Below are 12,516 nucleotides of genomic sequence, written 5' to 3' on the forward strand. Positions count from 1 at the left end.
ATAAAAGAAAACAAGCCAGTTCGTCCCCTTCAATGGTAAGAACTGGCTTGTTTATGTTGTTCATATATTCAACTGCTATGCTCATTTAAGTGCATCCACTTTATGAACATAGGTCACGCATGCTTATGCCATCTCATGTTGCTTTTTGGTCTCCACTTCATAGACCTGTGTATGTTCATTCTCGGCCAAAGACCATTCCACCGTTCCAGGTTTACGCACTTTCCACACCCAGGCTTGAACTCGCAACGAGCTTCTGACCCAGGCTAGGGAGGCACAGCGTTTCTCGGAACGAACCGTCAACCCCCAATGAATAACACGAGCGAGCCAAGGATTCACATACTCATTATGTGAGCGAACAGATGGCAATTCATCCTGGAACAACCGCTGTTTCACGTCCATAGGGGGTTGCCCGCATGCCCAATAATGGAGCAGAGCTGCCAAACTATAGATGTCCGACATCGGTCCTTGACTGGATTTCTCGGAATAGAACTCCAGCGGGGAATAACCTGCCGATGTAAATATCACCTGTTTCTCTCCGGATTGCATAGGCCAACGGGTGGCTGAGCCAAAGTCCAGAAGTTTGGGTGTACCGTCCTCCATAACCATAATGTTGGAAGGTTTCACGTCCCGGTGAAGAATGCCTTGCTTATGTATGTAATCCAATGTATCCACCAGTGGAAGCAGCGTCTCCGTTATGAAGGCAGCATCAAGAGCATGATTGTGTTCATTCAGATACTCGGTCAATGTGATTCCCGTGCAGTATTCCGTAACCAGATACCCCGTATCATTTGCTTCAAAATGATCCAAATACGAAACAATATGAGGATGGTCCAGTTTCGATAACAGTTCACCTTCAAGCAGAAATGCAGCCAGTAGCTCCTGATATTGCCCACCGTATCCTCGTGAAGAACAGAACACTCTCCGCTTGTCTGCCTGACGTTCAGCCAGTCTCTGTGGGAAAAATTCCTTAATGGCTACCTTGGCACCCGTGTTACGATCTCGTCCTGCATATACAATAGCCAACTCACTGCTGGCTAATACCTGTCTTACCTGATATGTATCATTTATAATCACATTGCGCTGCAATGTCATTTTACAATTGTCTTTTCTCATAACAGACCTCTTTTCAACCTTGTCGATCGGAAGACTTTCCGCGTAAATGCATCATTTGGTTCAACCAGTCAGCCATTCATCGCCAACTATACATATAAACCAAATGATGCAATTTGAAACAGCTTAACGCGAAATATTTAAATATTAATGATATCAGGCCTTCTACGATCTACTGCTAATCCCTATCCACACTATTCTATAGAAGAAAAGCATTCTCTTATATAGAGTATCGACAGATAAAGCGAATTACTTTATTAAACTGGAGAAAAACATTTCTCATCCTTCATTTGCAGCTTTTATTAATAATTCTTTTGTAAAAACTGCTGTATTTCCTCATTCATCTGAACCAAAACGTCCTGTGAAGGAAAATGTCCTGTATCATACTTGATGGCTTGAACATTTTGAATAATCTTTTGAGCCCGTTCAATGCACTTATCCGCAGGGAAAAAGACATCCTTCTCCCCTACCAACAACAAGGTTGGTGACGTATAATTCACCAGTTCTTCTCGCTCCGTGAGCTTGGGCAGATCCTGATCTATGCTGACGTATTTAAAAAGTTTGCCGATAATGTTTTTATCCATTTCTTTCATGCAGTTGCACGACATGTTGTCCGTAATTTTTTGCAAAGAAGATGGTGAAGACGTCATGCGGTACTTGACGAGCGGCAGCGTGATATCCTGAGCTGTTTTAATTTTGGAGTTGACCGCAAGACCCGCAGGAGCAACCAATACGGCACACGAGATGCGTTCCGGAATATAGGTAGCCAGTCTGAGAATAATGCCTCCTCCAAACGATGGGCCGATAAACGCACTCTTTTCAATATCATAGTAATCCAGCAGATCCGACACCCATAAAGCCAAACTATCAAACCGTGTGGAGATACTCGCTTCCTCACTATAACCAGGATGACCAATCGTATCAGGAGCAATAATCCGGTATTCCTTAAATAAGGAAGAGAACCAAGACAACGTCATCGGATTCACACAATTACCGCCTTGGAGAATAAATAACGGCTTGCCATCTAGAGGACCCGTCAATAAAACATGCGTCTTGCCAAAACGCGTCTCTACATACTCCCGAGTAAATTTCTCACCCAACTCGTTCAAATAAATCTCATACTCTTCAAGTATGCTGCTCTTGCCTTCTTCACTTCTATAAATGGAACTCATGTCTGCCTCCTGCAATATATACTCAAATAACCCATTCTAGTGAATGGACTTGCTAATCAATGGACCAAAAAGATAAAGAGGGCCTGCAGATGACAGGCTCCTCCATATGTTTAACTAATCATATTCAGATGATTATAGAGCGGAAACTGGAAATTGTAAATATCGATTATAATAGACAAGAAATAAAGGAGGCATCCTTTGGAAAAATTCCTACTTTCGTCCGTAATCTGCCTTGATTTCGCCCCACTGCTTGGTCTGCCATTTTAGCACTTTATTGCTGTACGTATTCGTCTGGAGCCACTGCTCCGCACGATCAATCATCAGCCAGATCTCTTCCGTGGAGTTGTCCCGTGCTAACGTCGTGGCTACTTTTTTCTGCTTTAGCCATTTCATGGCATTGACCGAGTCGGTATACACCGTTTTGGTACTGCCTTCTTTCTTCAGATGTGCGAGGGCATGTACAATGGCCAAAAATTCGCCCAGATTGTTCGTGCCTTTGGAGATCGGTCCAACAGAGAAAATAATCTCACCAGTGCGGGTGTCCACCCCTTTGTATTCTACAGGTCCAGGATTACCGCGTGTACCCACATCAACGGAGACGCTGTCATAATCCACTTCCTCCGACGTTTCCATGCCTGCGCTTCTTCCGCTCCCAGCCGACTTCGTCTTCGACGCTCCGCCTGCACTTGAACCCCAGTTCCCTTTCCATCCAGCACGATACGCTTCTTCTGCGGCTGCTTTGGACTCATATGATTTATATTTTGCTCCGGTATAATGATCCGTCTGCGCTTTGCAATCTGCCCATGTGTTATACACACCAGGCTTCTTGCCTTCCCAGACAACATAGTATTTCTGTTTTGCCACTGTGACCCGCTCCTTTGTTCACTTCATCAATACCCTATTGTAAACGATCCGGTGGGCGGAATGAAAGCTACGGATTTAGCCAACTGCATAATTCCCTCATCTCCAGAACAGCCTAAGAAGCAAAGAGCAAACTGGAATAGAAAGGAATATACGTATGGACTGGATATGGAAATCCGTTTTACTTGTACTTGTCGGCATGATCCTGCTGCGAATTGCAGGACGCAAGTCAATCTCCCAGATGAGTGTGGTTACAACGGTCATCATGATCTCCATTGGAACAACGATTGTGCAGCCCATCGCAAATCATGAGCTAGGCAAAGCGATTGGATCAGCATCGGTATTCATTGTGACATTGCTTGTAGTGGAACAACTGCAATTGAAATTTAATTTTTTTGAACGGCTCATGAGTGGCACTTCCAAAATCGTGGTAGAGGACGGGAAGGTCATTATCCCGAATCTGAAACGTATGCGTTACACGATGGATCAGCTCGAGATGCACCTGAGGAAGGAAGGTATTACGAGTGTGGACGATCTGGAGACGGCAACGGTGGAACCCAATGGTCAACTCGGTTATGTTCTGAAACGACATGCTCGTCCCGTGACGATTGGAGATCTGGAAGAGATCCTACGAAGTTATGCAATTACACGTAATAGCCCAGCAACGGGAGAACACTCTCAACAAGACAACAGCAACAATTCTTCAACGCATAGTGATAACTCCTCAGATATTTTTCAAGAAGTCAGCAAAGGTGCTCATGCTCATCCCGTTGATCCTAAGCTTCAATAATTGATCCCTACCCCCACCTAAAAAAACAAAAGACCGGCCCTGTGAGCACTCAACAACATCGCTCCAACAGGTACGGTCTATGTTCACTTCATTTGATTATTGCGAAGATTTCTCCACGTCATCCAGACGAAAGATATAGTCCTAATCAACGTGTACTCAGATAAGCGATGCCCAAACCACCCGTAACCGGGTTCTTATAGATTTCACAATCGACATCGAATACCTCACCAATCATCTCACGAGTCAGAATATCTGCCGGTTTGCCATGGACCACAATATGGCCCTTTTTCACCACATAGAGATAATCGCAATATTCTGCGGCGAGTTCGAGATCATGCAGCGCTGCAAGTATACCAATGCCGAGTCCACGGACAATATTTAGAATCTGAAGTTGGTATTTGATGTCCAGATGGTTCGTCGGCTCGTCCAGGATGAGGAATTCAGGTTGCTGTGCCAGGACACGCGCCAGGACCACACGCTGTTTCTCTCCACCAGACAGAGACACGTAATTGCGGTCTGCATGTCCAGTCAGATGTACTTTTTCCAAAGCCTGCTCGACGATTTCGTGATCCCGTTCATTATCCGTCTCCAGCATTTTTTTGTGTGGGGTACGGCCCATCATGACCATCTCGCGTACTGTAAAATCAAAACTCAATTCATTAAACTGGCCAACAACGCCCATGTGTCTGGATACAAGCTTTGGACTGGACTTGAGAATATCGGTATTGTCCAGAAAAACCTTACCTTGCTGCGGTTTGATCACTTTATAAATGCTCTTGAGCAGCGTTGACTTGCCACAACCATTGGGTCCGATCAGTCCGACGAACTGTTTACCGTTCACCTGTAATGAAATATCTTTGATGATGTCCGTGTTCAGCACAGAGATGGATACATTTTCTACGTTCAGCTTCATGTTTAATTTCCTCCAAAACCGTAGCCTTTTTTGACCAGCATATACATAAACATTGGTGCGCCAATCATGGCCGTAATAATACCGATTGGCAACTCCACGCTGGATATGAGGGATCGTGCAATAACATCCGTCCAGATGAGGAAAATGGCTCCAAACAGCACAGATACAGGCATCACCTTACGATGGTCGGAACCCACTAGACCTCTGACGATATGTGGAATAATGAGTCCGACAAAACCAATCATGCCACAGCTCGCCACCATAACACCTGTCACCAAAGCGGTTAACAGCATGTACAGTCTGCGATACACACTCAGATTAATGCCCAGCGTAACCGCTGCTTCATCCCCCAACAACATCGTATTAAGAACTCTGGACTGTAAAAGGAAAAATAGAATCGCCACCAGCACGACGATACCCACGAGTGGAAGCTTGTTCCATCCTGAAACCGCCAGGCTGCCCATGGTCCAGAATGTCACCGTTTTGATGCCTTCAGCATTGTTGGCAAAATAAATAATAAAGTTCGAAAAAGCGCTGCATAACGCGTTAATCACCATTCCGGCAAGCACCAGCTTAACCGACGTCATTTTCCCCCGAATCCCTGCCAAAGTCAGGACCAGTAAGGACGCACCCATCGCACCGGCAAAGGCCCAGAAAGCCACCCCCGTCTGACCTAACCACCCAATCGCACCGAATCCAATGAGAATTGCAAAAGTTGCTCCAAGTGAAGCGCCTGAGGATATACCCAGTATGTAAGGATCAGCTAGCGGATTCTGAACAGCAGCCTGCATAACAGCACCGCACAAGGCCAATCCTGCACCGATAAACATCGCCATCAGCACACGTGGAAAACGAATCTGCCAGATAATATCGGTAAAGGAGCCTGCCTCAATGGGTGTTGCCCCCCACTGAAATCCTGTTAATTTGGTTAAAAGAATACGATATGACTCCGCCAGCGGAATACGAACCTGTCCAATGGAAACCGCGATCCCTACAGATATAATCGTAATCATGATTAAAGCTGCAATCAGTATAGCAAACCCGGATTTACTATGAATCAGAGACTCTCTTTTCCCCATACGCTGTGTCTGAACCTGAACCGTCTGTGCCATCTCTTCCCCCGTCAATTCATATAAAATGTAGAACATCATAAATTTAGCTATTTACAACGTGTTTTCTCGGATTATAATTGAGAATGATTATCTTTGTCAATTTAAAACACATAGAAACGGGGTTCATCATTTAATGAAATTCACATCCGGAAGCATGTTGAGAATACAAATAAAACGACGTATCCGCTCACAATTGAGAATTTCATGTAGGTAAAGAGCTGGTTGTAGGTGCAAGCCCGGATCTGGTACTCGTTCGGGGCGACCTGTTCGCTGATGCAGACTGGGGCGTAGGTACCGTCGACGGATTGAATGTCATGAATATCCGTACGTTCGTGCAAACGACGAATCATAAAGGCTCACTCGATAGCCTATATAGTGATATTGCACAACTTGGGCAGATCTTCACGGAACAAAGCTTGACATTAGTTTGATAACAAACTATATTACACGTATGAAAACAAGAGACGCTATTTCACTCATATCCAAAATTAAAGAGAAGGTCAACCGCTTTATCCTGGGCGAGATGGCTGAGCAGGGAATCCAGGATCTCGCTACGTCCCATGGGGATATTATCTATGCCCTGTACAATAATCACAGGATGAATATGGCTGAAATCTCCAAAAAAATTGGCAAGGATAAATCCACGGTGACTGCACTTGTGGACAAATTGGTGCGGACAGGATACGTCGTTAAGGAGCGTGATGCAACAGATTCACGAGTTGTTCATGTGGCTTTGACTGCAAAAGGCGAAGAATTAAAGCCAGTCTTCGAAGAGATATCACAGCGCATACTGGACGTGTTTTATGCGGACGTTACGGAAGCGGAGAAAAAAGAACTGCTGCGAATTTTAATGAAAATTCATAGCAACTTCTAATTTTTTTTGGAGAAATAGTTTGATATCAAACTAATAGTTTAGAGGAGGTTTTTGGTATGACGGACTACACACAATTTTTACCGGAACATGAGGTAAAGAAGATCGGAGAACATGATTTACACTTGGAGATATTCGCAGGAACCCCGCTTCATGACGAAAAAACAACGACCAAGAAGCCCCCACTGCTGTTCGTACACGGTGCATACACAGGCAGCTGGATGTGGAGCAAATATATTCCCCACTTTGTCCAGCACGGTTGGACCTGTTATGTCATGAACCTGAGAAGTCACTACAAGAGTCGGGTCATGGATATGACAAAGATTACGTTTGACGATTATTTGGAGGATATTCGTGAAGTGTTAGCCGAGTTCAACGAGCCTCCCGTTCTCATTGGCTTTAGCATGGGTGGGATTCTCAGTCAAAAGATTGCAGAAACCGTTACTCTGGCAGGCCTGGTTGTGATCGACGCCAGTCTGAGCAAGGAAGTCCATGAGCTAATCCCCTACCCTGAAAGTAATCGTATCACACCTGGAATTATCATGCCTGCACCTGTCCGTGATGAACTAACCAGTATAGATGAGACGGCAGAAGACATTGCTTTTCAGCTTAAATATCTGCAATCGGAGTCCGCGAAGGCATTTGCTACCTTTTCAGTTCTTTGTGGAGCCGATGGAGTATCCATTAATGGTGACCTTATCCATTGCCCCAGCTTGGTGATCAAGGCTGTCTCCAGTGAAGACGAAGATCAGAGAGGCAAATTAACCGCCAAGCAGCTGCATGCTGCATATGCCGGACTGTGGGATACGACCCATACGGGTTTACTGGTAGGCCAACGGTACATGGAACCTGTCGATATCATCCTTAATTGGATGAACAGACAGTTCCCCTTTGAATTAACGGAAAAACTCACAAATTAAAATAAATACCATGTTAAGACCTCCTTTTTACCTTTAATCCTGTATGCAAAAGTTTGATTTTTTCAGATAAGCTTATATGCATAGTTCTGGATAGGATTAAAATATAAGAAATGAGGTTTTATTCATGGCCATTAACACACCCCTCCCAAAACAAAGGGAGCTGCTTTCCATATCTTCAGAACGCCTTCCGTGGGCTGGGCTACTTGCTTTAGCCATGGCGGGATTCATTTGCATCCTCACTGAAAGTCTGCCTGCGGGACTGCTGCCGCAAATTGCAAAAGACTTGGGGATCACAGAGGCTCTTACCGGACAGTTGGTGACTCTTTATGCCATTGGATCACTTGTTGCTGCCATTCCCTTGACTGCTGCTACACGCGGATGGAGACGCCGACCTCTTCTGCTGGCATGCATTAGCGGTTTTCTTGTCTTTAACACCGTTACCGCCTTATCCTCAGATTATATCCTGACACTTACTGCTCGTTTTATGGCGGGAGTCTCTGCGGGTGTGTTATGGGGAATGACAGCAGGTTATGCTCGTCGGATGGTCCCGGATTCGTTAAAAGGTAAAGCCATGGCTGTGGCTATGGTCGGCACACCCGTGGCACTAGCCCTTGGTGTTCCAATCGGTAGTTTTCTCAGTTCTTATATCGGCTGGCGCCTCATCTTCGGGATAGTATCTCTTCTGACCGTAGCTCTAATCGTATGGGTTCTCTGGAAAATGCCGGACTTTGCCGGAGAGCCCGCTGGGGAACGTCTTCCGCTGCACAAGGTGTTTTTAATTCCGGGAGTTAGGCCTATTCTGTTTGTTGTTCTGGCCTGGATGCTTGCCCATAATATCCTATATACCTATATTTCTCCCTACCTTGCCCAGACCGTATTTGCTAACAGAGTAGACTTGATTTTGCTCATTTTCGGTATTACTTCCATTGTTGGAATTTGGTTAACCGGAATGCTTATTGACCGGTTTTTGAGGAGATTGGTTATCATTAGCTTGGCATCATTCGCTCTGGCCTCTGTCGTGATGGGAATCGCTACTCATCAACCTGTGATTATTATTCTTGGCGTCATGATCTGGGGACTTACGTTTGGCGGGGCCGCGACACTGTTACAAACTGCCATCGCTCAAGCCGGAGGCAAAAGCACAGATGTCGCCCAATCGATGCTGGTTACAGCATGGAATCTGGCGATTGGCGGAGGAGGCATCATCGGGGGCATCCTTCTTGAATTATTTGGAGCAGGATACCTTTCTGGGGTGCTGTTTATCTTGCTCATTCCTGCGTTGCTTGTAGCTATGCGTGCTTATAAATATGGATTTCCCAAGTAAGTAAAATAACAGGAAGGCATTTTGCATGAGTTAAACGTAAGACAAAAGAGGAGTTCACTTGATGTGGACTCCTCTTCTGCATTACATTTCAAAGTTTTATAGACTAGAATCTTATTCTGCCTGTGCCAACAGATTTGGTCCTTCCACGAGATTCTTATGTGCAATTGGAGAAGACATGGTGATTAAAGTCATGTAAGTACCGTACGGATCACACTTGTTCTCAAACTCCTCGAGTCCCTGAATGGTGTCTGTGAGGATTTTCAGCAAGTAATTGTACTCCCCGCTTATCCGATAACATTCCACAACTTCAGGTGACGCACGACAGAAATCCAGGAAAGGATAACAATCCCGCGTACGAAAAAGAACATAGGCTGTGCTTTGCTTGCCCAATTTGGAGGGGGAGATCACGGTTCGATATTCCTCGATGATTCCCTTTTCTTCCATTCGTTTGACTCGTTCAGTAACAGCGGGCTGAGATAACCCCACCAATTTACCTAGTTCGGTCATGGATAATCTCGCCTGATTCTCCAAGTGATACAGAATATGCTGATCTATTTCGTCCATGTGATCCACTCCTTTAAATACATAAGATATATTCAAAAATAACCTTAAGTATATTCGTCAATTCATTATAATGCCTTTAACAAACCATGTAATACAAGATCAATCATTTATATAATAAACACAGTTATCACGAGAAATCAAATACATCAGTTGGTGAGAGGAAGATAAGCATGAGAAAAAAAGACATGACGCCATTGCATAATTATGTGGATGAAGCCATTGACAGAGCTATAAGCGAAAAAAGAATCGTAGGAACAGTTGTACAGGTTGCATTAGGAGGGGAACTGGTATATAGCCGGGCAGCTGGTTTCGCAGACAGGGAGCAAAAGCGTACCATGTCGGAAAACGCTCTGTTTCGACTTGCTTCCGTAACCAAACCTATTGTCTCGACAGCAGCTCTGGCATTAATCTCACAAGGAAAGCTGAGTCTGCATGATCCGGTGACCCGCTGGCTTCCTGCATTCAGGCCCAAACTTGCTAATGGTCAGGATGCTTTAATCACAGTACATCAGTTGATGACGCACACCGCAGGCTTGACATATCGTTTCTTCCAAGAAGATCAGGGAACCTATGAGCTTGCAGGAGTATCGGACGGAATGGATTGGTCTGAAATTAGTCTGGAGGAGAATCTGCAGAGGCTGGCTTCTGCTCCTCTTCTGTATGAGCCAGGAAACATGTGGAGATATTCCATTGCGACAGATGTACTTGGTGCCGTTATCGAAAAAGTAACTGGGATGTCACTACGAGAAGCTGTTCAAACGCTGGTTACTCATCCACTCCACATGACCGACACTGACTTTGTTGCGGTGGATTCGGAACGATTGACAGCCGCATATGCTAATGGTTCTGAAGAACCGCGTCTCCTTCATAATGAGTTGGAGTTGATTCCTTTTATTGAGGGTACTGCTGGCTTCCGACTGTCACCCAATCGTGCGAATCGTACTTCTGCTTACTTATCGGGCGGAGCGGGTATGGTTGGAAGTACCGGAGATTTTCTTACTTTACTTGAAGCATTGCGACAAGGAGGACAGCCTCTTCTTACAGAAGCCGTTGCGGCTGAGATGTCTACCAATCAAATCGGTGATCTCGTGATGCCATACTGGCCGGGCAGAGGGTTTGGCCTTGGTTTTACAATACTTAAAGATCCTGTCGCAGCCGGTACACCGGAATCAGCGGGTACGTGGCGAATGGGTGGAACTTACGGTCATTCCTGGTTTGTTGATCCAAAAGAAGAACTTAGTGTTGCAGCATTCACCAACACGGCACTTGAAGGGATGTCGGGCCAGTATACAACCGATATCTGTGATGCCATCTACGCGAGCATTCGTGAAGGCAAAGAGGCTGCAAGAATTTAAAAAACATAAATACCCGCCCAGTCTGATTGGGCGGGTATATTTATTAACAAAGGTAAGTTTTACTGTCTGTTATTGCTCAAATTTCTCTTTTTGAAAAGATAGATCCCCGCAACAAGGATGAACCACACCGGCGTGACAAACAGTGCAACACGCGTATCCTCGGCCAATGCCAATACCACTAGCACAAACGCCAGAAACGCCAGGATCAAGTAGTTCGAGAACGGATATAGTGGCAGTTTGAAGCGGCTGCGACTCGCCAGTTCCGGCTGAGTACGACGATATCTGAGATGACAGATGACCATGATACCCCAGACAAAGATGAAGCACACGGTCGACACGCTCGTGATCAGTGTAAATACGCCTTCTGGCATGATATAGTTCAGAACAATCGCAATCAAAATAACAATTGTGGAGAAAAACAGCGCGTTGGAAGGCACTTTCCTGTTGTTCAATCGTGCAAACGACTCGGGTGCGTTGTGATCTTTTGCCATGGAGAACACCATCCGGCTTGTACTGAAAATGGCACTGTTACACGCCGAAGCCGCTGATGTTAACACAACGAAATTCACAATGCCGGCGGCAGCCGCAATACCCACAGCGGCAAACACTTGTACAAACGGACTTTCCGTAGGCACAATGGCGTTCCACGGGTAGATGCTCATAATAATCAGCAGTGCGCCAACATAGAAGAGCAGTACCCGGATCGGAATCTGGTTAATGGCTCTTGGAATAACCTTCTCCGGGTTCTCCGTTTCCCCTGCTGTGAGTCCCACCAGTTCCATGCCTACAAAGGCGAACACCACCATCTGGAACGATATGATGAACCCATGCAGTCCATTCGGGAACCATCCCCCATGACTCCACAGATTGGTGAAGCTCGCTGGACCCTGATCCGTGGTAAAACCTTTGAATATCATATATAAACCAACAATAATGAGTGCCAGAATAGCCACGACTTTAATCAGGGCAAACCAGAATTCCATCTCCCCAAACAACTTGACCGTTGCCAAGTTCATGATTAGCAAAATGACTAACGCAATTAACCCTGGCATCCACTGAGGTACATTTGGAAACCAAAACTGTGTATACAATCCAACGGCCGTAATATCAGCCATGGCAATGGAGATCCAACAGAACCAATAGGTCCAGCCTGTAATAAATGCCGCCATATTTCCCAGGTAATCACGCACAAAATCGACAAAGGAATGATACTGCAAGTTGCTTAACAGCAGCTCCCCCAATGCACGCATGATCAGGAACAACACAACACCCGTAATAATGTAGGCCAGCAAGATGGATGGTCCTGTTAGCTGGATCGTTTTGCCTGCTCCGAGAAACAGCCCTGTACCGATCGCACCTCCGATCGCCATCAACTGCACATGTCGGTTCTTTAATCCCCTTGTTAACGTTTCTTGCTGCATGATCAACCACCACTCTCTTTCTGCAAATGCTCTCTACGATGCAAAATATTATTACTCATCATATAATAATCTGCCCAGAATACATATCCCTCCCTTATATATT

12 protein-coding genes are annotated in these 12,516 nt (G+C 45.4%); 5 read left to right on the forward strand and 7 right to left on the reverse strand.

Annotation, left to right across the window (positions count from 1 at the left end; genetic code table 11):
- Nucleotides 1–123: 123 nt before the first annotated feature.
- The 3 genes from MHB43_RS23645 to rnhA form a co-directional block, all read right to left on the reverse strand.
- Entirely contained in the window at nucleotides 124–1,113 is a 990-nt protein-coding gene (locus tag MHB43_RS23645) for a serine/threonine-protein kinase (RefSeq protein ID WP_339178295.1), read from the reverse strand.
- Between the two features lie 299 nt (nucleotides 1,114–1,412).
- On the reverse strand, nucleotides 1,413–2,282 hold the full coding sequence (locus MHB43_RS23650; RefSeq protein ID WP_405130515.1) for an alpha/beta fold hydrolase: 870 nt from the start codon (nucleotides 2,280–2,282) through the stop codon (nucleotides 1,413–1,415).
- A 210-nt stretch (nucleotides 2,283–2,492) separates the two neighbouring features.
- Nucleotides 2,493–3,146 (reverse strand): ribonuclease H, encoded by a 654-nt coding sequence (rnhA, locus tag MHB43_RS23655; protein ID WP_405130516.1) that lies wholly within the window; start codon nucleotides 3,144–3,146, stop codon nucleotides 2,493–2,495.
- A gap of 154 nt (nucleotides 3,147–3,300) precedes the next feature.
- On the opposite strand from rnhA, the gene MHB43_RS23660 reads away from it, so the two are divergent.
- Entirely contained in the window at nucleotides 3,301–3,933 is a 633-nt protein-coding gene (locus MHB43_RS23660) for a DUF421 domain-containing protein (RefSeq protein WP_405130517.1), read from the forward strand.
- Between the two features lie 145 nt (nucleotides 3,934–4,078).
- Here MHB43_RS23660 and MHB43_RS23665 read toward each other — a convergent pair whose 3' ends face one another.
- Both MHB43_RS23665 and MHB43_RS23670 read right to left on the reverse strand, forming a co-directional pair.
- Nucleotides 4,079–4,846 (reverse strand): ABC transporter ATP-binding protein, encoded by a 768-nt coding sequence (locus MHB43_RS23665; protein WP_405130518.1) that lies wholly within the window; start codon nucleotides 4,844–4,846, stop codon nucleotides 4,079–4,081.
- 2 nt (nucleotides 4,847–4,848) lie between these two features.
- Entirely contained in the window at nucleotides 4,849–5,925 is a 1,077-nt protein-coding gene (locus MHB43_RS23670; protein ID WP_405132466.1) for a FecCD family ABC transporter permease, read from the reverse strand.
- A gap of 460 nt (nucleotides 5,926–6,385) precedes the next feature.
- Here MHB43_RS23670 and MHB43_RS23675 point away from each other — a divergent pair, with 460 nt between their 5' ends.
- From MHB43_RS23675 to MHB43_RS23685, 3 genes are all read left to right on the forward strand, one after another.
- Complete coding sequence (locus MHB43_RS23675) at nucleotides 6,386–6,832, forward strand: MarR family winged helix-turn-helix transcriptional regulator (RefSeq protein ID WP_405130519.1); 447 nt, start codon at nucleotides 6,386–6,388, stop codon at nucleotides 6,830–6,832.
- A gap of 56 nt (nucleotides 6,833–6,888) precedes the next feature.
- Nucleotides 6,889–7,749, forward strand: a complete 861-nt coding sequence (locus tag MHB43_RS23680; RefSeq protein ID WP_405130520.1) for an alpha/beta hydrolase — start codon at nucleotides 6,889–6,891, stop codon at nucleotides 7,747–7,749.
- 124 nt (nucleotides 7,750–7,873) lie between these two features.
- The gene (locus MHB43_RS23685; protein WP_405130521.1) at nucleotides 7,874–9,073 is read left to right on the forward strand and encodes an MFS transporter; all 1,200 of its coding nucleotides are present in this window, start codon (nucleotides 7,874–7,876) and stop codon (nucleotides 9,071–9,073) included.
- A 111-nt stretch (nucleotides 9,074–9,184) separates the two neighbouring features.
- Here MHB43_RS23685 and MHB43_RS23690 read toward each other — a convergent pair whose 3' ends face one another.
- On the reverse strand, nucleotides 9,185–9,637 hold the full coding sequence (locus MHB43_RS23690; RefSeq protein ID WP_221824361.1) for an Lrp/AsnC family transcriptional regulator: 453 nt from the start codon (nucleotides 9,635–9,637) through the stop codon (nucleotides 9,185–9,187).
- 170 nt (nucleotides 9,638–9,807) lie between these two features.
- Between MHB43_RS23690 and MHB43_RS23695 the strand changes: the two genes are divergently transcribed.
- A complete protein-coding gene (locus MHB43_RS23695) occupies nucleotides 9,808–10,992 on the forward strand; it encodes a serine hydrolase domain-containing protein (protein ID WP_405130522.1) in 1,185 nt (394 codons plus the stop codon).
- A gap of 59 nt (nucleotides 10,993–11,051) precedes the next feature.
- Here the strand turns inward: MHB43_RS23695 and MHB43_RS23700 are convergent, their stop codons facing one another.
- Nucleotides 11,052–12,413 (reverse strand): amino acid permease, encoded by a 1,362-nt coding sequence (locus MHB43_RS23700; protein ID WP_405130523.1) that lies wholly within the window; start codon nucleotides 12,411–12,413, stop codon nucleotides 11,052–11,054.
- Nucleotides 12,414–12,516: the final 103 nt, after the last annotated feature.

Source organism: Paenibacillus sp. FSL H8-0317 (assembly GCF_045040685.1).
GTDB lineage: Bacteria > Bacillota > Bacilli > Paenibacillales > Paenibacillaceae > Paenibacillus.

What these genes read in the sequence shown, in the direction of transcription:
- MHB43_RS23650 (WP_405130515.1), bottom strand. Translation starts at nt 2,282, where the DNA reads ATGAGTTCCATTTATAGAAGTGAAGAAGGCAAGAGCAGCATACTTGAA.
- MHB43_RS23680 (WP_405130520.1), top strand. Translation starts at nt 6,889, where the DNA reads ATGACGGACTACACACAATTTTTACCGGAACATGAGGTAAAGAAGATC.
- MHB43_RS23670 (WP_405132466.1), bottom strand. Translation starts at nt 5,925, where the DNA reads ATGGGGAAAAGAGAGTCTCTGATTCATAGTAAATCCGGGTTTGCTATA.
- MHB43_RS23685 (WP_405130521.1), top strand. Translation starts at nt 7,874, where the DNA reads ATGGCCATTAACACACCCCTCCCAAAACAAAGGGAGCTGCTTTCCATA.
- MHB43_RS23660 (WP_405130517.1), top strand. Translation starts at nt 3,301, where the DNA reads ATGGACTGGATATGGAAATCCGTTTTACTTGTACTTGTCGGCATGATC.
- MHB43_RS23695 (WP_405130522.1), top strand. Translation starts at nt 9,808, where the DNA reads ATGAGAAAAAAAGACATGACGCCATTGCATAATTATGTGGATGAAGCC.
- MHB43_RS23645 (WP_339178295.1), bottom strand. Translation starts at nt 1,113, where the DNA reads ATGAGAAAAGACAATTGTAAAATGACATTGCAGCGCAATGTGATTATA.
- MHB43_RS23690 (WP_221824361.1), bottom strand. Translation starts at nt 9,637, where the DNA reads ATGGACGAAATAGATCAGCATATTCTGTATCACTTGGAGAATCAGGCG.
- MHB43_RS23665 (WP_405130518.1), bottom strand. Translation starts at nt 4,846, where the DNA reads ATGAAGCTGAACGTAGAAAATGTATCCATCTCTGTGCTGAACACGGAC.
- MHB43_RS23700 (WP_405130523.1), bottom strand. Translation starts at nt 12,413, where the DNA reads ATGCAGCAAGAAACGTTAACAAGGGGATTAAAGAACCGACATGTGCAG.